Annotated in this window: 19 protein-coding genes; 10 read left to right on the top strand and 9 right to left on the bottom strand. The window is 73.3% G+C overall.

Annotated elements, in window-relative coordinates:
• Nucleotides 1–17: 17 nt before the first annotated feature.
• Complete coding sequence (locus tag IO33_RS0118810) at nt 18–743, top strand: vWA domain-containing protein (protein ID WP_031166352.1); 726 nt, start codon at nt 18–20, stop codon at nt 741–743.
• A gap of 1 nt (nt 744) precedes the next feature.
• Here the strand turns inward: IO33_RS0118810 and IO33_RS0118805 are convergent, their stop codons facing one another.
• Both IO33_RS0118805 and IO33_RS0118800 read right to left on the bottom strand, forming a co-directional pair.
• Nucleotides 745–1,917, bottom strand: coding sequence for an acyl-CoA dehydrogenase family protein (locus IO33_RS0118805; protein WP_051926851.1), 1,173 nt, complete (start codon nt 1,915–1,917; stop codon nt 745–747).
• Complete coding sequence (locus IO33_RS0118800) at nt 1,917–3,056, bottom strand: acyl-CoA dehydrogenase family protein (RefSeq protein ID WP_031166350.1); 1,140 nt, start codon at nt 3,054–3,056, stop codon at nt 1,917–1,919. Before IO33_RS0118800 ends, IO33_RS0118805 begins: the two co-directional genes overlap by 1 nt.
• Nucleotides 3,057–3,116: 60 nt before the next feature.
• Here IO33_RS0118800 and IO33_RS0118795 point away from each other — a divergent pair, with 60 nt between their 5' ends.
• From IO33_RS0118795 to IO33_RS0118785, 3 genes are read left to right on the top strand one after another with little or no spacing between them, the layout of a single operon-like run.
• Entirely contained in the window at nt 3,117–3,902 is a 786-nt protein-coding gene (locus tag IO33_RS0118795; RefSeq protein ID WP_031166347.1) for an SDR family oxidoreductase, read from the top strand.
• Between the two features lie 26 nt (nt 3,903–3,928).
• Nucleotides 3,929–4,540 carry a TetR/AcrR family transcriptional regulator gene (locus tag IO33_RS0118790; RefSeq protein WP_031166345.1) on the top strand — a complete coding sequence of 204 codons (612 nt, stop codon included), beginning with the start codon at nt 3,929–3,931 and terminating at the stop codon, nt 4,538–4,540.
• 41 nt (nt 4,541–4,581) lie between these two features.
• On the top strand, nt 4,582–5,739 hold the full coding sequence (locus tag IO33_RS0118785) for an acetyl-CoA C-acetyltransferase (RefSeq protein ID WP_031166343.1): 1,158 nt from the start codon (nt 4,582–4,584) through the stop codon (nt 5,737–5,739).
• 13 nt (nt 5,740–5,752) lie between these two features.
• Here IO33_RS0118785 and IO33_RS0118780 read toward each other — a convergent pair whose 3' ends face one another.
• From IO33_RS0118780 to IO33_RS0118765, 4 genes are read right to left on the bottom strand one after another with little or no spacing between them, the layout of a single operon-like run.
• The gene (locus IO33_RS0118780; RefSeq protein WP_031166341.1) at nt 5,753–6,814 is read right to left on the bottom strand and encodes an NAD(P)H-dependent flavin oxidoreductase; all 1,062 of its coding nucleotides are present in this window, start codon (nt 6,812–6,814) and stop codon (nt 5,753–5,755) included.
• Nucleotides 6,814–7,557: a CoA-transferase subunit beta gene (locus tag IO33_RS0118775; RefSeq protein WP_031166339.1), complete on the bottom strand. Its 744-nt coding sequence runs from the start codon at nt 7,555–7,557 to the stop codon at nt 6,814–6,816. Before IO33_RS0118775 ends, IO33_RS0118780 begins: the two co-directional genes overlap by 1 nt.
• Nucleotides 7,554–8,390: a CoA transferase subunit A gene (locus IO33_RS0118770; protein ID WP_031166336.1), complete on the bottom strand. Its 837-nt coding sequence runs from the start codon at nt 8,388–8,390 to the stop codon at nt 7,554–7,556. The genes IO33_RS0118775 and IO33_RS0118770 overlap by 4 nt, the downstream gene beginning before the upstream one ends.
• Nucleotides 8,391–9,134: an enoyl-CoA hydratase family protein gene (locus IO33_RS0118765; protein WP_031166334.1), complete on the bottom strand. Its 744-nt coding sequence runs from the start codon at nt 9,132–9,134 to the stop codon at nt 8,391–8,393.
• Between the two features lie 154 nt (nt 9,135–9,288).
• Between IO33_RS0118765 and IO33_RS0118760 the strand changes: the two genes are divergently transcribed.
• Together IO33_RS0118760 and IO33_RS0118755 are read left to right on the top strand one after the other, a co-directional pair.
• Nucleotides 9,289–10,026 carry an SDR family oxidoreductase gene (locus tag IO33_RS0118760; protein ID WP_031166332.1) on the top strand — a complete coding sequence of 246 codons (738 nt, stop codon included), beginning with the start codon at nt 9,289–9,291 and terminating at the stop codon, nt 10,024–10,026.
• 13 nt (nt 10,027–10,039) lie between these two features.
• The gene (locus tag IO33_RS0118755) at nt 10,040–10,945 is read left to right on the top strand and encodes an SDR family oxidoreductase (protein ID WP_031166330.1); all 906 of its coding nucleotides are present in this window, start codon (nt 10,040–10,042) and stop codon (nt 10,943–10,945) included.
• A gap of 14 nt (nt 10,946–10,959) precedes the next feature.
• Here the strand turns inward: IO33_RS0118755 and IO33_RS0118750 are convergent, their stop codons facing one another.
• The gene (locus tag IO33_RS0118750) at nt 10,960–11,442 is read right to left on the bottom strand and encodes a MarR family winged helix-turn-helix transcriptional regulator (protein ID WP_031166328.1); all 483 of its coding nucleotides are present in this window, start codon (nt 11,440–11,442) and stop codon (nt 10,960–10,962) included.
• 174 nt (nt 11,443–11,616) lie between these two features.
• On the opposite strand from IO33_RS0118750, the gene IO33_RS0118745 reads away from it, so the two are divergent.
• Nucleotides 11,617–13,047, top strand: a complete 1,431-nt coding sequence (locus IO33_RS0118745; RefSeq protein WP_031166326.1) for an MFS transporter — start codon at nt 11,617–11,619, stop codon at nt 13,045–13,047.
• 52 nt (nt 13,048–13,099) lie between these two features.
• Here IO33_RS0118745 and IO33_RS0118740 read toward each other — a convergent pair whose 3' ends face one another.
• Entirely contained in the window at nt 13,100–13,981 is an 882-nt protein-coding gene (locus IO33_RS0118740; protein ID WP_031166324.1) for a hypothetical protein, read from the bottom strand.
• A gap of 58 nt (nt 13,982–14,039) precedes the next feature.
• The gene (locus IO33_RS0118735; protein ID WP_031166322.1) at nt 14,040–15,794 is read right to left on the bottom strand and encodes a glycoside hydrolase family 35 protein; all 1,755 of its coding nucleotides are present in this window, start codon (nt 15,792–15,794) and stop codon (nt 14,040–14,042) included.
• A 107-nt stretch (nt 15,795–15,901) separates the two neighbouring features.
• Here IO33_RS0118735 and IO33_RS0118730 point away from each other — a divergent pair, with 107 nt between their 5' ends.
• The 3 genes from IO33_RS0118730 (at nt 15,902) to pepN (ending at nt 19,865) form a co-directional block, all read left to right on the top strand.
• The gene (locus tag IO33_RS0118730) at nt 15,902–16,819 is read left to right on the top strand and encodes a helix-turn-helix domain-containing protein (RefSeq protein ID WP_031166319.1); all 918 of its coding nucleotides are present in this window, start codon (nt 15,902–15,904) and stop codon (nt 16,817–16,819) included.
• A gap of 5 nt (nt 16,820–16,824) precedes the next feature.
• A complete protein-coding gene (locus IO33_RS0118725) occupies nt 16,825–17,172 on the top strand; it encodes a chorismate mutase (RefSeq protein WP_031166317.1) in 348 nt (115 codons plus the stop codon).
• A gap of 110 nt (nt 17,173–17,282) precedes the next feature.
• Nucleotides 17,283–19,865, top strand: a complete 2,583-nt coding sequence (gene pepN / locus IO33_RS0118720) for an aminopeptidase N (RefSeq protein WP_078963761.1) — start codon at nt 17,283–17,285, stop codon at nt 19,863–19,865.
• Nucleotides 19,866–19,948: the final 83 nt, after the last annotated feature.

Genomic DNA, 19,948 nt, shown 5'->3' with positions numbered 1-19,948 from the left:
CACGTCGAGGGGGAGCCATGGCCGCGATCAGTCTGCGCAAGGTGGAGGAGACCGCGCCCGCGCTCGTCGGCGCCTACAGGTCGGCCGGGGTGTCGCTCACCAAGCACGGCCTCGACGGCCTGCGTGCCGCGGTCTACCTGGTGGTCGACTACTCCGGCTCGATGAAGCCCTACTACCAGGACGGCAGCGTGCAGACGCTCGCCGACCGGGTGCTGGGCCTGGCGGCGCATCTGGACGACGACGGCCGGGTGCCGGTGGTGTTCTTCTCCACGGACGTCGACGCGGTCACCGACATCGCCCTCGACCGGCACCAGGGCAGCGTCGAGCGCATCGTGGCCGGGCTCGGACACATGGGCAGGACCAGTTATCACCTGGCGATGGACGCCGTCATCGACCACTACCTGGACAGCGGCGCCACCGATCCGGCCCTGGTCGTGTTCCAGACCGACGGCGGCCCGATCAACAAGCTCGCCGCCGAGCGCTATCTGTGCAAGGCGGCCAGGCTCCCGCTGTTCTGGCAGTTCGTCGGCTTCGGCGACCCCGGCAGCCGGCAGTTCGAGTTCCTGCGGAAGCTGGACGAGCTGGCCGTGCCGGGCAGGCGGATCCTCGACAACGCGGGCTTCTTCCACGCCGGCCAGGACCCGCGGCGCGTCTCCGACGCCGAGCTGTACGACCGGCTCGTCGGCGAGTTCCCCCAGTGGCTGGCGGCCGCACGCGCCGCGGGCATCGTACGGCCGGCCTGAGTCATGGCCCGGCCTCGTCCACGGGTCCGGCTGGCCGCCTCGGCGCGTCGTGTCCCTTGAGCGCGTCGTCGAGCACCGCCTCCCGGCACTCCTCGGGCGTACCCCACGCCGTGCGCAGGGCACGGGCCTTGGTCAGCCACAGGGACAGGTCGTACTCCGCGGTGTAGCCGATCGCGCCGTGCAGCTGGAGGGCTGCGCGGGCGGCGGTGTACGCCGCCTCGCATGCCGTGAGCTTGGCGGCCGCCACGTCCGCGGGGCGCGGTGACACCGCCGCGCCGAGGACCAGGGGGCGGGCGAACTCCAGGGCGGTCCTGGCATCCGCGAGACGGTGTTTGACCGCCTGGAAGGAGCCGATGGGGACGCCGAACTGGGTGCGTCGGCGGACGTGGGCGACCGTGCGGTCGAGGAGGGCGAGTCCGACGCCGAGGGCCTGGGCGGCGATGGCCAGGCGGGCCCAGGTGAGGGCGCGCTCGCGTGGCGGATCGGGGGTGAGGAGCTCGCCGTCCGGGGTGAGCGGGGTGAGGCGCCGGGCGGGGTCGAGGGAGCGGCGCGGGGGGCCTGCGGCCGCGGTGGCCAGGCGGAGGCCTTCGGCGGTGAGGACGAGGCGAAGCGTGGCCGCGTCGGCGTCCAGGGCGAGGTGCGGGGTGGCCGGGTCGGTTCCCGGGGCGAGGCGGAGGCGGGCCGGGGCGGTGTCGGCGGCGAGGCGGAGGCGGGCCGGATCAGGGTCACGGGCGAGGGCGATGAGGGGAGGGCCAGTGTCGGGGGCGGGCTCGGCGGGGGCCGGCGCGGTCCTGAGGGCGCGGCCGAGGGGCGTGGCCACGGTGGCCAGGTCCGTGCCCGCCACCAGCCCCGGCAGGAACCGCTCGGCCGACGGGAGGTCCTGGACCAGCACCGCCGCCGCGACCGTCTCCACCAGCGGCCCCGGCACCGCGTGCCGCCCCAGCTCCACGAACGCCAGGGCCAGCTCCACGGGATGCCGCCCCAGTCCGCCGTGGTCCTCCGGCACCGCCAGCCCGAACACCCCCGCCTCGGCGATCCGCGACCACAGCGCGCGCCCGCGCGCGGGATCGCCGCGGCTCCAGGCCCGGATCACCGCCGGGGTGCCCGCGGCCGACAGCATCGCGTGCAGGGACCCGGCGAAGGCGCGCTGTTCGGCGTCGAGGAGGAAGCGCATCAGCGGCGTCCCTTCGGCAGGCCGAGCAGCTGCTCGGCGATGATGTCGCGCTGGATCTCGTTCGTGCCCGCGTAGAGGGGACCGGCGAGCGAGAAGACGTATCCCTCGGACCAGTCCGTGTCCGCCCGCTCGCCTTCCGGGCCCAGCAGGTCGAGGGCCGTCTCATGCAGCGCGAGGTCCAGCTCGGACCAGAAGACCTTGTTCGTGCTGGACTCGGGTCCCGGCTCCTCGCCCTCCAGGAAGCGGGAGGCGGCCGCGTAGGTGAACAGCTGGTAGGCGCGGGCGCCGATCACGGCGTCGGCCACCCGGGCGCGGGCGTGCTCCGGGCAGCCGCGCGCCCGCCACAGCGCGACCAGCCGGTGCGCCGAGGCGAGGAAGCGGCCCGGCGAGCGCAGGGTGAGCCCGCGTTCGTCGCCCGCCGTGGACATCGCGATCCGCCACCCCCGGCCGGGCTCGCCGATCACGTCCTCGTCCGGCACGAACACGTCGTCCAGGAACAGTTCGGCGAAGGCCGGCTTGCCGTCCAGGCGGCCGATCGGGCGGACCGTGACGCCCGGCGCCCGCAGGTCGAACATCAGATACGTGAGCCCCTGATGGGGTTTCGGGGCGTCCGGGTCGCTGCGGAAGAGCCCGAAGGCCCGGTCGGCGAAGGCCGCCCGGGACGACCAGGTCTTCTGCCCCCGCAGGAGCCAGCCGCCGTCCGTCCGTACCGCGCGGGAGGTCAGCGAGGCCAGATCGGAGCCCGCCTCCGGCTCGGACCAGGCCTGCGCCCAGACCACCTCCCCGGTGGCCATCGGCGGCAGCACGCGCGCGCGTTGCTCCTGCGTGCCGTGGTCGAAGAGCGTCGGGGCCAGCAGGCTGATGCCGTTCTGCCCGACCCGGCCGGGCGCACCCGCCGCCCAGTACTCCTCCTCGAAGACCAGCCACCGCAGCAACCCCGCGTCCCGGCCGCCGTACCGCTTCGGCCACGACACCACCGACCAGCGGTCCGCGGCCAGTTCGGCCTCCCACGCGCGGTGCGCGGCGAAACCCTCGGCCGTCTCCAGGGACGGCAGCGGGGTGCGCGGCACATGCGCCGCCAGCCAGGCCCGGGCCTCGGCGCGGAACTCCTCGTCGGCCCTGGAGTGGGACAGGTCCACCGCCTGCACCTTCTTCCCTCGACCTTCCCTAACAAGTGCTTGGTAGGTTAGCGTGGCCCTATGACAGGCGTCGAGAGCCCGGCCTACGTGCCCGGGCACGGACTGCTCAGGGGCCGCACCGCCGTCATCACCGCGGCGGCCGGCGCCGGCATCGGCGGCGCGACCGCGCGCCGCTTCCTGGAGGAGGGCGCGCACGTGGTCATCAGCGACGCGCACACGCGCCGGCTGAAGGAGCACGAGGCCGAACTGGGCCGCAAGTTCCCGGGCCGGGTGACGGCGACACCGTGCGACGTCACCGACGACAGCCAGGTGCAGGCCCTGTTCGAAGCGGCCATCGCCGCGCACGGACGGCTGGACGTCGTCGTCAACAACGCCGGCCTGGGCGGCACGTGCGACCTCGTCGACATGACCGACGAGCAGTGGTCCCGGGTACTGGACGTCACCCTCAACGGCACCTTCCGGTGCACGCGGGCCGCCCTGCGGGCGATGCGGGAGGCCGGCAGCGGGGTGATCGTCAACAACGCCTCCGTCGTCGGCTGGCGCGCCCAGGCCGGGCAGGCGCACTACGCCGCCGCCAAGGCCGGGGTGATGGCGCTGACCCGGTGCGCCGCTATCGAGGCCGCCGCGTACGGCGTGCGGGTCAACGCGGTGGCCCCGAGCCTCGCCCTGCACCCGCACCTGGCGAAGGTCACCTCGGCCCGGTTGCTCCAGGAGCTGACCGAACGGGAGGCCTTCGGGCGGTACGCCGAGCCGTGGGAAGTGGCCAACGTGATCGTCTTCCTGGCCTCCGGCTACTCCTCGTACCTCACCGGCGAGGTCGTCGCCGTCAGCAGCCAGCACCCCTGACGACCGGGACGGACCACAATGGGAGCGTGCCGACCAAGAAGAAGCCCCAGGTGACCGCGGCAGCGGCCCGGCGCGGCGAACTCCTCACCACCGCTGCCGAGGTCTTCGCCGAGCACGGCTACAACGCCACCACCGTCCGCAGGATCGCCGACCACGCCGGCATGCTCGCGGGCAGTCTCTACTACCACTTCGACTCCAAGGAGTCGATGCTCGAGGAGATCCTGCGGACCTTCCTCGACGAGCTCTGGGACGGCTACGACACCGTCCTCGCCGCAGGGCTCGGGCCCCGCGAGACCCTGGAGGCGCTCGTCACCGAGTCCTTCCGGGAGATCGACCGGCACCGCGCGGCCGTCGCGATCTACCAGAAGGAGAGCAGGCAACTCGCCGCCCAGGACCGGTTCGCGTTCCTCGCCGAGTCCCAGCGCCGGTTCGAGAAGGCCTGGCTCAGCACGCTGGAACGCGGGGTCGCCGAGCACGTCTTCCGCGCCGACCTCGACGTCCGCCTCACCTACCGGTTCGTCCGCGACACCGTATGGGTCGCCGCCTCCTGGTACCGGCCCGGCGGACAGCACAGCCCCGAGGAGATCGCCCGCCAGTACCTGTCGATGGTGCTGGACGGGATCGCCGTACGCGAGTGACACCCGATTGCACAACACCCCTTTCCTGAGAGGGAGTCGCCATGGCCGAGGCCTACATCGTCGAAGCGGTCCGCACACCCGTCGGACGGCGCGGGGGAGGTCTCAGCGCCGTCCATCCCGCCGACCTCGGCGCGCATGTGCTGACGGCGCTGGTGGAGCGGGCCGGGGTCGACCCGGCCGCCGTGGACGACGTGGTCTTCGGCTGCCTGGACGCGGTGGGGCCCCAGGCCGGGGACATCGCCCGCACCTGCTGGCTGGCCGCCGGGCTGCCCGAGGAGGTACCGGGCGTGACCGTCGACCGGCAGTGCGGCTCCTCGCAGCAGGCCGTGCACTTCGCCGCGCAGGCCGTGCTGTCCGGTACCCAGGACCTGGTGGTCGCCGGCGGCGTGCAGAACATGTCCCAGATCCCCATCGCCTTCGCCTCCCGCCAGGCCGCCGAACCCCTCGGCCTGACCGACGGGCCCTTCCTCGGCAGCACCGGCTGGCGCGCCCGCTACGGCGACCAGCCCGTCAACCAGTTCGCCGGCGCCGAGATGATCGCCGCCACATGGGGCATCAGCCGCGAGGACCAGGAGGAGTTCGCCCTGCGCTCGCACCGGCGGGCCGTCCGCGCCCTCGACACCGGCCGCTTCGCACGCGAGACCGTCCCCCACGGCGAGGTCACCGTGGACGAGGGTCCGCGCCGGGACACCTCCCCGGAGAAGATGGCCGCGCTGAAACCCGTCCTCGACGGCGGCACCATCACCGCGGCCTGCTCCTCGCAGGTCTCCGACGGCGCCGCCGCCCTGCTGCTCGCCTCCGAGCGGGCGCTGCACGACCACGCGCTGCGCCCGCGCGCCCGCGTCCACCATCTCTCCGTGCGCGGCGAGGACCCCATCCGGATGCTCTCCGCCCCCATCCCGGCCACGGCCCAGGCCCTGAAGAAGACCGGCCTGACCATCGACGCCATCGATCTCGTCGAGATCAACGAGGCCTTCGCGCCGGTCGTCCTGGCCTGGCTGAAGGAGACCGGCGCCGACCCCGGGAAGGTCAACGTCAACGGCGGCGCGATCGCCCTCGGCCACCCGCTCGGCGCGACCGGCGTCCGCCTGATGACGACCCTGCTCCACGAACTGGAGCGCACCGGCGGCCGCTACGGCCTGCAGACCATGTGCGAGGGCGGCGGCCAGGCGAACGTGACCATCATCGAACGGCTCTGAGCCCTCCCGCCCGTCAGCGCCGTCCGTCCCGCGGTCGTGTCAGTCCCTCCAGCACCTCCTCCGCCTCCTTCACGATCCGCTCCACCAGCTCCGCGCAGGACGGCAGGTCGTCGATCACCCCGGCGACCTGCCCGGACGCCATCACCCCGAGGTCCGTACGGCCGTCCACCATCGCGGACTTCAGCAGCATCGGCGTGTTCGCGGCCAGCAGGACCTGGCTCCAGGACAGCTCCTTGCCGTGCTTGAGCGCGAGCCCGTCCCGCACCAGCTGCCGCCAGGTGAGCCCCGACAACCGGCGGAAACCGGCCGCCTTCCGCAGCGCACGGGCCAGGACCCCTACCCGTCCCGACCGCTCCAGCGTCTCCACCAGGTCCGTGCGCAGCATCCGGTGCGGCAGGCCGTCCACCGCCCGGGTGACCGTGATGTCCCGGACCGTCGCCGCCAGATACCGGGCCTTCACCGCGTCCGGCACCGTCGAGTCGGAGGTGAGCAGGAACCGCGTGCCCATCGCCACCCCGGCAGCCCCATAGGCCAGCGCCGCAACCAGACCCCGCCCGTCGAAGAAGCCACCCGCCGCCACGACCGGTATGTCCACCGCGTCCACCACCTGCGGCAGCAGCACGCTCGTCGCCACCTCGCCGGTGTGCCCGCCGCCCTCGCCGCCCTGCACGATCACCGCGTCCGCACCCCAGGCGGCCACCTTCTCGGCGTGCCGGCGCGCCCCGACGGACGGGATCACGACCACATCCGCCTCCTTGAGCCGGGCGATCAGCTCACGCGAGGGTGCCAGGGCGAAGGAGGCCACCCGGACGCCCTCCGCCACCATGATCTCCACGCGGTCGGCCGCGTCGCCCGCGTCGGCGCGCAGGTTCACCCCGAACGGCGCGTCGGTACGGGACCTCACCTCCCGTATCGCCTCGCGCAGCCGGTCCCGTGTCATGGTCGCCGATGCCAGGATGCCGAGAGCACCCGCGTTCGCCGCCGCCGAGACCAGCCGGGGGCCGGCCACCCACCCCATCCCGGTCTGCACGACCGGATGGCGGACCCCGGCCAGCCGGGTGAGCGCGGTGTCCATCAGAGCGGAACCTCCCTGGCCCGGGTGTTGCCCGGATCGATCACCTCGCGGATCAGGCGCAGCTCGGCGGCGCTCGGCCGGCGGGTGTACGGCACCTCGTCCGGGATCACGAGGTCGAACCCGGTCGCCTCCCGCACCTGCTCCACCGTCACGCCCGGATGCACCGAGACCAGCCGCATCGTGCGGCCCGGCGTGGCGAAGTCGAAGACGCCGAGGTCGGAGACGACACGAGGGATGCGGTGGTACGGAGCGCCGGCCGCGCGGTCGTACCCGACCCCGCACACCATGTCGACCTTCTCGACGAAGACCCGCCGGGAGTGCTTCGGGATCCAGTAACTCGTCGGGTTGTTGAGCGTGTTGACCGGTGCCCCGCGCACCCCGAGCAGCTGCCGCGCCGGTTTCGCCCAGTCGCCGATGCAGGAGATGTTCTGGTTGCCGTACCGGTCGATCTGGCTCGCGCCCATCATCACGTGCCGCCGGCCCCCGGTGACCAGTTCGAGGTGCTTGCGGTACGGCAGCCAGCCCTCGACCGTGCCGTCCGGGCCCGTGATCATCGCCTCGCCGTCGGTCAGCAGCAGGTCGGGCGCGAAGGTCCGGGTGGCGAGACGGGCGCCGGCGGACGGGACCAGGCCCATCGGGCTCGCCAGGATCTCGCCCCCGCCCCGCCAGGCCTCGGCGCAGGCGACGACGCAGTACTCGGCGCGGGACACGACGCCGTCCGCGGCCGGTGTGGCCTCGCTCATGACTCCTCCTCGACCGCCGCCCGGTAGGCACGCTCGTCCCCGGACAGACAGCGCGCCGCGAACTCGGGCCACGGCGTGGTCGCGTACCGCTTCTGGAACGCCTCGTCCCGGCCGTAGTCGGGGGCGCAGGACGTGAAGTGCGCGCCGCCCGGGGCCTCCACGACGCCGGTCACCACATGCCGTCGGACCAGCAGGGTCTGCGGCGCCGCCGCCTTCGTCAGCTCGGCCGTGCCGACGATCCGTTCACAGGAGACGTACGCCGCGTCCGCCGCCTCGCAGAACAGGTCGTCGAAGTACGGGTCCGGTCCCAGGTACTGGCCGTTGCCCAGCCGGTCGGCGCGGTTGACGTGCACCAGGGCGGCATCCAGGCGCAGGGCGGGCATGGCGACGAACGTCTCCTGGTCCTCGTACGGCGAAGTGACCGTGCGCAGGCCGGGGTTGACCCGCATGACGTCCGAGCCGAGGCCGGCCCTGACCGGCAGGAAGGGCAGCCGGTTCGCGGCGGCGCGCAGTCCCCACATGAACATCGCCTCGTCGACCTCCGTCAGCTCGAAGGCGCCCCGCTCGCGCGCCGCCCGGTAGTGCGGCTCCAGCGGGATGGAGTCGAGGGTGACGAAGGCGGTGACCAGCTTACGGATCCGGCCGGCCGCCGCGAGCATCCCGACGTCCGGGCCGCCGTACGACACCACGGTCAGGTCGGCGATCGGGGAGCGGAGCAGCGCCCGCACCAGCGCCATCGGCTTGCGGCGGGAACCCCAGCCGCCGACGCCGAGGGTCATGCCGCTCTCCAGCCGGGAGACCACCTCGTCGGCGGTCATCGTCTTGTCACCCATCTACGCGCCCTCCTTCCCGAACGTGTCGCGGACCCGGTCGGCCAGTCCGCTGAGGTTGGCTTCGAAGGTGAAGCCCTGCTCGAAGCGGTAGCTGCGGCGGACGTCGACCGGGTCGATGCCGTTGATGGCCGCCTTCGCCATGCGCAGCAGCCGCCCGTCCTTGGCGGCGATCTCGCGGGCCAGCTCCACCGCCGCCGCCCGTACCCCCGCGCGCGGCACCATCCGCCACACCGAGCCGTGCCGGTGCAGCTCCTCGGCGCTCGCGGTACGGCCCGTGTAGTACAGGGCGCGCATCAGGTGCTGCGGGACCAGGCGGGCCAGATGGGTCGCCGCCCCCAGCGCGCCCCGGTCCAGCTCGGGCAGCCCGAAGGAGGCGTCCTCGCTCGCCACGATCGCGTCCGCGCTGCCCACCAGGCCTATCCCGCCGCCCAGACAGAAGCCCTGCACCGCCGCGACGACGGGGACCGCGCACTCGTAGACCGCGGCGAAGGCCTCGGCGCAGCCGTGGTTGGCGCCGATCAGCGCCTGTGGCCCCCGCGCCTGTATCTCCTTGATGTCCACGCCCGCGTTGAACCCGCGGCCCTCGGCGGCCAGCACCACGCACCGGACGTCGGCGTCGCGGCCGCAGGCACGCACGGCGTCGGCCAGGTCGAACCAGCCGTGCACCGGCAGCGCGTTCACCGGCGGGAAGTCGACGGTGACCACGCAAACGCCTTTTTCCGGGGACGAACGGGAGACACCCATGGGCGCATCAGCTACCTTTCCACCAAACATTTGTTAGGTGCGAGGCTTCGAAGCTAGCAGCCGGTGCAGACGAGCGGGAGGGCCTGTGGATAACTCGCCGCGCGACACCATCCGCGACAGGACCCACGGCAGGAAGCGCGACCGAACCCACGACATGACCCGCGACCGAACCGTCGTCGTCACCGGCGGCACCCGGGGTGTGGGGGCCGGGATCGCCCGGGCGTTCGCCGATACCGGCGCCCGGGTCGTGGCCTGTGCCCGCAGGCCGCCCGAACAGCCCCTGGAGGGCGTCGAGTTCGTCCCCCTCGACCTGCGCGACGTGCCCGCCGTCCACGCCTTCTTCGGCGCGCTGCCCCGGCTCGACGTCCTCGTCAACAACGCGGGCGGCACACCGTACCGGCGCCTCGCGGACGCCGACGCCGAACGGCACGCCAGAGTCATCGAGTTGAACCTGGTCACACCGCTGACCGCGTCCCTCGCCGCGTACGAGCGATTGCGCCGCAGCCGGGGTTCGGTCGTGATGATCGGCAGTGTCAGCGGCGGCCGGCCCTCGCCCGGTTCCGCCGCGTACGGCGCGGCCAAGGCGGGCCTCGCGCAACTGGCCGCCTCCATGGCCGTGGAGTGGGCGCCGGAGGTGCGCGTCAACACGCTCGTGGTCGGCATGGTCCGCACCGAGCTGTCGCATCTGCACTACGGCGGACCGGACGGCATCGCCGCCGTCTCCGCCACCGTCCCGCTCGGCCGGCTCGCCGCCCCCGCCGACGTCGGCGCCGCCGCCGTCTTCCTCGCCTCCGACGCGGCCGCCTACATCAGCGGAGCCAGTCTGCAGGTGCACGGCGGCGGGGAGCGGCCCGCCTTTCTGGACGCCACGACCGTCAACCGCGAGAAGTGACAGGGGAGTCGAGATGAGCGGAATCTGCGACGGCCGGGTCGTCGTCGTCACCGGGGCCGGCCGCGGGCTCGGCCGCGCCCATGCCCTCGCCTTCGCGGCCGAAGGCGCCCGGGTCGTCGTCAACGACCTGGGTGTGGGACTGGACGGGGAGCGCGGCGCGCAGAGTCCGGCCGGAGCTGTCGTCGCCGAGATCCGGGCCGCCGGCGGCGAGGCGGTCGCGCACGGCGGTGACATCGCCACCGCCGACGGCGCCGCCTCCCTGGTCCGGACCGCCCTGGAGGTGTACGGAGGTCTCGACACGCTCGTCAGCAACGCCGGCTTCCTGCGCGACCGGATGCTGGTGAATCTCGGCGAGGACGACTGGGACGCCGTGATCCGCGTTCACCTCAAAGGGCACTTCCTGCCCCTGAGGCACGCCGCCGCGCACTGGCGGACCGAGGCCAAGGCCGGGCGGATCCCGCAGGCCAGGGTCGTCCACACCAGCAGCGGTGCCGGTCTGCTGGGCTCGGTCGGGCAGGGCAACTACAGCGCCGCCAAGGCCGGGATCGTCGGGCTGACCCTGGTCGCGGCGGCCGAACTGGCCCGCTACGGCGTCCAGGTGAACGCCGTGGCGCCCGCGGCCCGCACCCGCATGACGGAACGTGCCTTCGCGCAGGCCATGACGGCCCCGGCCACCGGTTTCGACGCCATGGCGCCGGAGAACGTCTCCCCGCTGGTGGTCTGGCTGGGCTCGGCCGCGAGCGCGGGGGTCACCGGCCGGGTCTTCGAGGCGGAGGGCGGCCGGATCACCGTCATGGAGGGCTGGCGGCCCGGCCCCGCCGCAGACAAGGGCGCACGGTGGACACCGGCCGAGGCGGGGGAGGCGGCGCGCGAGCTCCTGGCGGCGGCGGAACCGCCGGGGGCGGTCTACGGGGCGTAGCCAGGGCCGGCCGGTCAGCCGGTCAGCCGGGCCGCCGCCGCGTGCTGCCGCTCGCTCATCGCGGACAGGAAGCGGATCACCGTCCTGAGCTCCTCCGTGCTGAACTCCTCGCAGGCCTCGGCGATGTCACGGGCCCAGTCCTCGAAGAACACGGCCAGCTCGGCGAGCTTGTCCTGGTTCAGTTCGACCAGCACCCGGCGCTTGTCCGTCGGGTGCTTGACCCTGCGGACGAAACCCTTGGTCTCCAGCCGGTCGAGCAGTCCCGTGACGGAGGCGGGGGCGAGCCCGGTCAGCTCGGCGAGCTCCTTCGCGGTGAGCGGGCCGTGCCGCTGGAGGAGGTCGAGGGTCTTCTCCTCCGTCGCGTTCAGCCCCTGCTTGGCGGCGACCGCCGAGTGGAACATGACCGTGACCGCGCTGTGGGTCCGGCCCACCGTCATGAGCTGCCCCAGCACCTCGGACCGTGCCGCCTCGTCCCGCTTCTCGTCTGCCTTGGCCATGTCCTCAGCCTAACAAAAATTTCGTTCGGTCGAACTAATGACTTGCGCCGGCGTCGTCTCGGTGCAACTCTTTCGTTAGGCCGAACGAAATAACTCCGTCGACAGTTCGTCGACAGTTCGTCGGCACGAGTCCGCCGACATGCATCCGTGGCCGAGGAACCCGAGGAGACCCCCATGCCCGCAACGCTCACCGAACCTCCCTCCAGCACGACGGAACCCCATCCGCGCCGCTGGGCCGCCGCCGTCGTGATGATGACCGCGGCGCTCATGGACCTCCTGGACACCACGATCGTCAGCGTGGCCGTGCCGTCCATCAGCCGTGATCTGCACGCCTCGGCGAGCGACCTGCAATGGATCGTCTCCGCCTACCTGCTCGGCTTCGCCGCCGCCCTGATCGTCTTCGGGTACCTCGGCGACCGCATCGGCCGCCGGCCCCTCTTCCTCGCCGGCACGGCCGGTTTCGGGCTGGCCGGCCTGGCCTGCGGAATCGCCCAGTCACCGGGACAGCTGATCGCCGCCCGCGCGGTCCAGGGCGTCCTGGCCGCCGTGCTGGTCCCGCAGGTGATCGGCTCGTTCCGCACGCTCTTCCAGGGCAAGGAACGCGGGGCCGCCTTCGGGATGTACGGCGCGGTCGCGGGATTCGCCTCCGCCGTCGGGCTGCTGCTCGGCGGGGTGCTCACGGACGCCGACCTGTTCGGCTGGGGCTGGCGTTCGGTCTTCCTGGTGAACGTGCCGGTGGCCGTGGCCACCTTCGCAGGCGGACTGCTGCTGGTCCCCTCCACGCGCGAGCGTTCGGCGGGCCGGCCGGACGTCCTGGGCAGTCTGCTCCTGGCCGGCGGCCTGGTCGCGATCGTGCTGCCGCTGGTGCAGGGCCGGGAGAACGGCTGGCCGCTGTGGGGCTGGGTCTGCCTGGGTGCGGGGGGCGCGGCCGTGGTGGGACTCGGGGTGTACGAGGCCCTGCGGCACCGGCCCGGGACGGTGCCGCTGCTGCCCGCCCGCGCCTTCCGGCTCCCCGCGTTCTCGGTGGGCGTGCTCGTCCAGCTGCTCTTCTCCGTCGGGATGCAGGGCTTCTTCCTCGTCTTCGCGGTCTGGCTGCAGGCCGGCGAGGGGTACACACCGATGCAGGCCGGGCTGGTGACCGTCGCCTTCTCGGCCGGCGGTTTCCTCACCGCGCCCGCCGCGGACGGGCTCGCCGTACGGTACGGGCGGCTGGTGCTCGGTGCCGGGGCGCTGCTGATGGCGGGCGGCCTCGGCTGGGTCGGAGCCGTCGTCGACGGGGCACCGGCCGCGCACACCGGAGCGTGGCCGCTGGTGCCGGGGCTGCTCATCGCCGGGGCGGGGCTGGGGTTCCTGGTGGTGCCGCTGGTGAACGTCGTGCTGTCGGCGGTGCCGGGGGAGTTGGCCGGCGGGGCGTCCGGGATCTTCTCCACGGCTCAGCAGTTCGGGGGCGCGGTGGGGGCCGGCGTGGTCGGCACGGTGTTCTTCGGGGCCGTCGGCAAGGGGATGTCCGCGGCGTTGGCTGATGCGATGCCGTGGGTGATCGGGGCGTTCGTGCTGTGCGGCGGGTTGTGCGCGTGGCTTCCCCGGCGGGCGGTGGCCGAGTAGCCGGCCGCCGTCCCGGACCACCGGAGGCTGGCCCCGGCGGGGTGCGGTGGGCCTACGTGTCGCACTCCAGTACCGTCCGGCACAGCCCGCACCGCGCCCGTACCCGCCCCTTCACCGGTACCCGGATCCGCTGCTGGCAGGTGGGGCAGGGGAAAGACACCCGGAGGTGCCCGGCGGGGTCGGGGCTGAAGGTGTAGGGGGCCGTCGGCTGGATGCCGGGCGCGTGCCGGCGGTCGTGGGCGTAGCGGCGCCGGCCCGCCCAGCCGGCCCCGGTCAGCGGCGGCTGCTGCTCGTCCCGGCGGGCCAGGGCCATCCCCTTGCCGTACGCGTCGTAGGCCTGCGGGCTGGTGAACCACACCAAGGGGTCCTCCTGGAACAGCAGCGCCCGTTTGGCCAGGACGTAACCGAACTCCTCCGGGGTGAGGTAGCCGAGCTTCTGCGAGGAGAGCGCGTCCTCCCGGTAGGCGTCCAGCAGCAGCCAGCCGGCGCCCAGGTAGGCCGTCACCGTGTCCGTCAGGATCTCGTTCTCCGCGGTGGTCGGGAAGGAGAGGTCCAGGCGGTGCAGGTAGACGTGCGCCACCTCGTGGGCGAGCGCCGCGCCGATGTCCCTGCGGTGGGTGCGGAAACGGTCGTTCAGCTCCACGAAGTACTCGGGTCCCGCCGCCAGTTCGACGTTCGCCGCGTGGGTCATCTCCCGGAAGCCGACGATCAGCCGCGCGTCCGGCAGCCGGAAGTGCCGCACGATCTCGCGGGCCACCCTCTGTGCGCCCAGATGCAGGTCGTCGGTGTCGCAGAAGGCGACGTCCGCGGGGGCCACACTGGCCGAGAACGTCTGGACGGTGGCGTAGGACAGGCGCCTGTACAGCGCCGTGATGGCGGCCCGCACCGTCTCCAGATGCGGGTAGCCGTGCTGGACCGGTCCGCCGTTCGCCACGTCCACACCCCCAAAGACGCCGGAACTCCTCTCCACTGTAGGCGGGACGAGCCGCCGCTCACACGGGAAGCAGACGGGGCGCCGGCCGGTCCGGGTCCGTCTCCTGCAGCTCCAGCACCCACACCTCGTTCTCGCCCTCCCGCAGCACCGGACCGGGGACGTACAGGGACCGCTGGGGGCCCACCGACCAGTAACGGCCCAGGGGGAAGCCGTTGATCCAGACGAAGCCGCGCGTCCGGCCCACAAGCTCCAGCCGGGCGTCCCCGGCCCCGTGGACCGTGACGGTGCCCCGGTACAGGCCCGGTGCGCCCACCGCGGGCAGCGTGCCGAACGGCACCGCGTCCACCCCGCCCTCGAACGCGTCCAGATCCAGGCCACGCGCGCGTACCCCGTGCAGGAACTGCCGCTCGTGCAGGATGCCGCCGGTGATCCCCTTCGGCTCGCCGAAACGCGGCCCGTAGTTCACCCTTCCGAGGGACTCCACCCACAGCTCCACGCGCGCGGGCCCCGCCACGGGCTCCTTCAGCCGCGGCTCCTCCTCGGTGAGCACCCCGGCCCGCTCCCCGTCGACGTACACCACCGCGAGGTCCCGCAGCCCGCGCAGGGTCAGCGGGTACGGCTGCCGTGGGCCGGGCACGTGCACCTCGTAGCGCACCAGGCCCCGGGTGACGTGCAGTTCCTCGAAGGAGGGCGGCAGCGGTGCGACCGTCTCCTCGCCGCCCAGCGTCTCCAGGACGTCACCCAGGGACGCCCAGCCGTCCAGCGTCACCTTTGCCGGGCGGGCCAACGGGGGCGGCGTGGGCGGCAGTTCGGGCAGGGGTTCGGAGCGGTACTCGGCCAGTACCTCGCGGAAACGCCAGAACTTCTCCGTCGGGTGGCCGTACTCGTCCACCGGGGCGTCGTAGTCGTAGGAGGTCACATCGGGCTCCAGCGGGCCCTCGTGCAGCGGGCCGCCCCGGTTGGCGCCCGCCCAGCCGGCGAAGCTCGTGCCGCCGTGCGCCATGTAGAGGTTCACCGACGCCCCGCACTCCAGGATCTCCCGCAGTGCCCCGGCGGCCTCCTCCGGGTCCCGGACGACATGCTCACCGGCCCAGTGGTCGAACCAGCCGCACCAGAACTCCATGCACATCAGCGGGCCCTCGGGACGGTGGCGGCGGAGTGCCGCGAAGGCCTCGCGCGCGTGGGAGCCGAAGTTCACCGTGGCGAGCACCCCGGGCAGCGAGCCGCCGGTCAGCATGTGGTCCTCGGGGCCGTCCGAGGTGACCAGCGGAACCGTGACGCCCTTGGCGCGCAGCAGATCCGCCAGCTCCCGCAGATACCCGGTGTCACTGCCGTAGCTGCCGTACTCGTTCTCGACCTGCACCAGGACGACCGGGCCGCCGCGGTCGATCTGCCGGGGCGCGATCTCGTGCATCAGGTGGTGGAACCAGTGCTCCACAGGGACCAGCCAGCGCTCGTCACGCGTACGCACGCGCGTGCCCGGCGCGCCCGTGACCCAGGGCGGCAGCCCGCCGTTCTCCCACTCGGCGCAGATGTAGGGACCCGGCCGCACGATCGCCCACAGGCCGGCCTCCCGGACCGCGTCCAGGAAGCGGCCGAGCGCCCGCACGTCCCGGTAGCCGCCCGGGACCGGCTGGTGCAGGTTCCACGGCACGTACGTCTCCACGCAGTTCAGGCCCATCGCCCGCAGCATCGCCAGCCGGTGCCGCCAGTGCCCCTCGTGCACCCGGAAGTAGTGCATCGCCCCGGACAGCAGCCGTACCGGCCGCCCGTCCAGCAGGAAGTCGGATTCCCCCACCGCGAACTCGCTCATGCGCCCCAGCCTCACCCCTTCCGGCGGTCAGCGCCATGGACGAAGATCGGCACTGCTTGGACAAAACGCCGGAAGGCCGTCTCGGAGCACGCCCGGGAGGAGTGCCGATGTACCAGACCTGGATGCGGTTCTTCAGCCCCGGGCCCGCGCATCACCGCCTCGGCCTGGTCTGCCTCGGCGTCGGTCTGCAGCACGGCGCGCTGCCCACGGTCGGCCCGCGCACCCTCGACCACCACGTGGCCGTCGTGATCAGCGCGGGCTGCGGCTGGTACCGGGGCGCCGACGGCCGTCGTACGGCCGTCACCGCGCCCGCGCTGCTCTGGCTCACCCCCGGCGTGCCCCACCACTACGCGCCCGACCCCGGCACCGGCTGGGACGAGGGCTTCGTCGACTTCGCCGGACCCGCCGCCGCGACGTACACCGAACTGGGCTACATCGAACCCGAGCGGCCCGTCGTCCCGCTCTCCGACGCCTCGGGGCCCCGCGCGGTGGTCGCCCGCATCGCCCGCGCCGCCCGGCGTGGCAATCCGCTGCTGGAGGTGGAGACCGGCGCCGCCGTGCACGAACTCCTCGTCGCCCTGCGCCGTGCCCGCGCCGACCTCGCCCCGGACGGCGACCAGGTGCTCCAGGCGCTCGCGCGGGACGCCTGCGCGCCGCTGAGCGTCGCCGACCACGCGCGCGTGCACGGCATGACCCCCGCCGAGCTGCGTCGCGCCGTCCGCCGGGCCGCGGGCTGCAGCCCCAAGGACTATCTGCTCGGCATCCGCCTCGGCCGCGCCAAGGAACTGCTCGCCGCGACCGAGCTGCCCGTCGCCGCCGTGGCCCGCCGTGTCGGCTACGACGACCCCGCGTACTTCTCCCGGCTGTTCACCCGCCGCGTGGGCCTCGCCCCGGTCCGCTTCCGCGCCCAGCAGGGCCGCAGCGTGCCCGGCGGCTGGAGCGACCGCGTCCCGGACCCGGACGATCCGCCGATGATCCACTCTCCGGACACCGCCGAGAGCCGGCCCGGCGAACCCATAGGCTGACGTCCATGACCACCAGCGACATCGGAACCGGTGACGTGGACCCCGAGGTCCGCCAGGAACTGGCGCGGCTGCGCGACAGCATCGACAACATCGACGCGGCCGTCGTCCACCTGCTCGCCGAGCGTTTCAAGGCCACCCAGCAGGTCGGCCGGCTCAAGGCGGTGCACCAGCTGCCGCCCGCCGACCCGGCCCGCGAGGCCCGCCAGATCGAGCGGCTGCGCCGGCTCGCGGAGAACGCCAAGCTCGACCCGGCCTTCGCCGAGAAGTTCCTGAACTTCATCATCGCGGAGGTGATCCGGCACCACGAGCGCATCGCCGAGGACACCGCCAACGGGCAGCAGCCGGACGCCTGACCCCCGGCCCGCATCCGGCCGTCCGAAGCGGAAGGGGGAGCAGCCGGACATAAGCCGTGAAGCCGCCCAGCCTCTGTGCCCTGTCGGTGCGATCAGGCAGCATGGCCTGCATGTCCGTACTCACGCGCGATGAAGCGCAGCTCCGAGCGCAGCACCTCGACGTCCACCGCTACACGGTCGAACTGGACCTCACGACGGGGGACGAGACCTTCGACTCCCGCACGGTGATCCGGTTCACCGCACGGTCGGCCGGGGACACGTTCGTGGAGCTGAAGCCCGCCGCGCTGCGCGCCGTCACGCTCGACGGACAGCCCCTCGACCCGGAGTCGCTGCAGGACGGCCGGCTGCCGCTGAGGAACCTCGGCGCGGGCGAGCACGAACTGCGCGTCGACGCGGCCATGCGCTACTCCCGCACGGGCGAGGGCATGCACCGCTTCACCGACCCGAGCGACGGCGAGACGTACGTCTACACGCAGATGTTCATGGACGACGTCCAGCGGGTCTTCGCCGCCTTCGACCAGCCCGACCTGAAGGCCGTCTTCGAGGTCTCGGTCAGGGCGCCCGAGGGCTGGACCGTGCTCGCCAACGGCATCACCGAGCAGCGGGCCGACGGCCACTGGCAGGCCGCCCCCACCCCGCCGATCTCCACCTACCTCGTCGCCGTCGCCGCCGGCCCCTGGCACTCGGTGCGCACCGAGCACCGCGGACTGCCCTTCGGCATCCACTGCCGCCGCTCCCTCGCGCCCCACCTGGACGCCGACGCCGAGGAGATCCTCGACGTCACGCGCGCGTGCTTCGACCGCTACCACGAGAAGTTCGAGGAGCCGTACCCCTTCGACTCCTACGACCAGGCGTTCGTCCCCGAGTTCAACGCGGGCGCCATGGAGAACCCGGGCCTGGTCACCTTCCGCGACGAGTTCGTCTACCGCTCGGCCGTCACCGACACCGAGCGGCAGACCCGCGCGATGGTCATCGCGCACGAGATGGCCCACATGTGGTTCGGCGACCTCGTCACCCTCACGTGGTGGGACGACATCTGGCTGAACGAGTCCTTCGCCGAGTACATGGGCTACCAGACCACCGCCGAGGCCGCTCTTCCCGGCTCCGGGCGGACTTCCCCCAGAAGGTGGGGCACCGGCCCCTGGACCGAGTTCGGCGTCGCCCGCAAGGCCTGGGGCTACGACGCCGACCAGCGGCCCACCACCCACCCGGTGGCCCCCGAGAAGGTCGACGACACGGCCTCCGCGCTGCTCAACTTCGACGGCATCTCCTACGCCAAGGGCGCCTCCGCGCTGCGCCAGCTGGCCACCTGGATCGGCGAGAAGGAGTTCCTCGCCGGCATCAACACCCACTTCGCCCGGCACAAGTTCGGCAACGCCACCCTGGCCGACTTCATCGACTCCCTCGCCTCCGCCACCGACCGGGACGTGCCCGCCTGGGCCGACAGCTGGCTGCGCACCACGGGCGTGGACAAGCTGACGCCGGTCGTCGCCGCCGCCGACGGCACCTGCACCCTGACCGTCGACCACGCGGGCAGCCGCCCGCACCGCCTTGCCGTGGGCCTGTACGACCACGACATCGCCGACGAGGGCCGGCTGGTGCTGCGCGAACGCCTCGACCTCGACGTCCCGCAGACCGCCCCGCAGCCCATCGGCAAGCGTCCGGCGCTGCTCCTGCTCAACGACGGCGACCTCACCTACGCCAAGGTCCGCTTCGACGCCGAGTCCTTCGACACGGTCCGCACCGGCCTGTCCGGACTGCCCGGCCCGCTCACCCGCGCGGTCGTCTGGAACGCCCTGCGCGACGCCGTGCGCGACGGCGAACTCCCGCCCGCCGCCTACCTGGAGACGGCCCGCGCCCACCTCCCTCACGAGACCGACCTGGCCATCGCCCAGGGCGTCCTCGCCTTCGCCTGCGGACCGATCGCCGACCAGTACCTCGGGCCCGAGGACCGCCCGGCCGCCCTGTCCACCCTCACCGCCCTCTGCCGCGACCTGCTGCGGCGCACCGAGGACGGCGACCATCCCGGCCTGCGCCTGATCGCCGTGCGGTACCTGATCTCCGTGGCCGCCACCCCCCACACCATCGCCGCCTGGCTCGCCGACGGCACGGTGCCCGGCGGTCCGGAACTCGACCCCGAGCTGCGCTGGCGCATCCTCGGCCGGCTCGCCGCGCTCGGCGACACCGACGAGGCCGCCATCGCCGCCGAGCTCGACCGCGACCCGAGCGCCACCGGCCAGGAGGGCGCCGCACGCTGCCGTGCCGCCCTGCCCGATCCGCAGGCCAAGCGGGCGGCCTGGGAGGCGATGTTCGCCGGGGACGACCTGTCCAACTACCTTTTCACGGCCACCGCACAGGGCTTCTGGCAGCCCGAACAGGCCGACCTGGTACGGGAGTACGTGCCGCGCTTCTACCCGGACGCCGTCGCCCTCAGCGCCCGGCGCGGTCCCGCCCTGGCGGTCGCGGCCGGCCGCTGGGCCTTCCCGGCGTACGCCGTCGACACCGAGAACCTGCGGCTGGGCGAGGCGTGTCTGCGCGACGCCGACCCCACCCCGGCCCTGCGCCGCACCCTCGCGGACCGCCTCGACGACCTGGCCCGCGCCCTGCGCGTGCGCGGCCCGCAGGCCCACGGGGCGCAGGAGGGGAACGGGGGACAGGAGGACCGGGAGGCACAGGGCGCGATGGCGGAGTAGGTCCGGCGACCTAGGGCGCGGCTGGTCCCTGGCGACGATGCGGCGGTCCGGACGCCGATCCTAGGCTCGGAGCCGTCAGGAAC

It is taken from the genome of Streptomyces durhamensis (genome assembly GCF_000725475.1).
Classification (GTDB): domain Bacteria; phylum Actinomycetota; class Actinomycetes; order Streptomycetales; family Streptomycetaceae; genus Streptomyces; species Streptomyces filipinensis.
This window is presented reverse-complemented; position numbering and strand designations above follow the sequence as displayed.

What these genes read in the sequence shown, in the direction of transcription:
- IO33_RS0118810 (WP_031166352.1), top strand. Translation starts at nt 18, where the DNA reads ATGGCCGCGATCAGTCTGCGCAAGGTGGAGGAGACCGCGCCCGCGCTC.
- IO33_RS0118805 (WP_051926851.1), bottom strand. Translation starts at nt 1,917, where the DNA reads ATGCGCTTCCTCCTCGACGCCGAACAGCGCGCCTTCGCCGGGTCCCTG.
- IO33_RS0118795 (WP_031166347.1), top strand. Translation starts at nt 3,117, where the DNA reads ATGACAGGCGTCGAGAGCCCGGCCTACGTGCCCGGGCACGGACTGCTC.
- IO33_RS0118785 (WP_031166343.1), top strand. Translation starts at nt 4,582, where the DNA reads ATGGCCGAGGCCTACATCGTCGAAGCGGTCCGCACACCCGTCGGACGG.
- IO33_RS0118780 (WP_031166341.1), bottom strand. Translation starts at nt 6,814, where the DNA reads ATGGACACCGCGCTCACCCGGCTGGCCGGGGTCCGCCATCCGGTCGTG.
- IO33_RS0118775 (WP_031166339.1), bottom strand. Translation starts at nt 7,557, where the DNA reads ATGAGCGAGGCCACACCGGCCGCGGACGGCGTCGTGTCCCGCGCCGAG.
- IO33_RS0118770 (WP_031166336.1), bottom strand. Translation starts at nt 8,390, where the DNA reads ATGGGTGACAAGACGATGACCGCCGACGAGGTGGTCTCCCGGCTGGAG.
- IO33_RS0118765 (WP_031166334.1), bottom strand. Translation starts at nt 9,134, where the DNA reads ATGGGTGTCTCCCGTTCGTCCCCGGAAAAAGGCGTTTGCGTGGTCACC.
- IO33_RS0118760 (WP_031166332.1), top strand. Translation starts at nt 9,289, where the DNA reads ATGACCCGCGACCGAACCGTCGTCGTCACCGGCGGCACCCGGGGTGTG.
- IO33_RS0118755 (WP_031166330.1), top strand. Translation starts at nt 10,040, where the DNA reads ATGAGCGGAATCTGCGACGGCCGGGTCGTCGTCGTCACCGGGGCCGGC.
- IO33_RS0118750 (WP_031166328.1), bottom strand. Translation starts at nt 11,442, where the DNA reads ATGGCCAAGGCAGACGAGAAGCGGGACGAGGCGGCACGGTCCGAGGTG.
- IO33_RS0118745 (WP_031166326.1), top strand. Translation starts at nt 11,617, where the DNA reads ATGCCCGCAACGCTCACCGAACCTCCCTCCAGCACGACGGAACCCCAT.
- IO33_RS0118735 (WP_031166322.1), bottom strand. Translation starts at nt 15,794, where the DNA reads ATGAGCGAGTTCGCGGTGGGGGAATCCGACTTCCTGCTGGACGGGCGG.
- IO33_RS0118730 (WP_031166319.1), top strand. Translation starts at nt 15,902, where the DNA reads ATGTACCAGACCTGGATGCGGTTCTTCAGCCCCGGGCCCGCGCATCAC.
- IO33_RS0118725 (WP_031166317.1), top strand. Translation starts at nt 16,825, where the DNA reads ATGACCACCAGCGACATCGGAACCGGTGACGTGGACCCCGAGGTCCGC.
- pepN (WP_078963761.1), top strand. Translation starts at nt 17,283, where the DNA reads ATGTCCGTACTCACGCGCGATGAAGCGCAGCTCCGAGCGCAGCACCTC.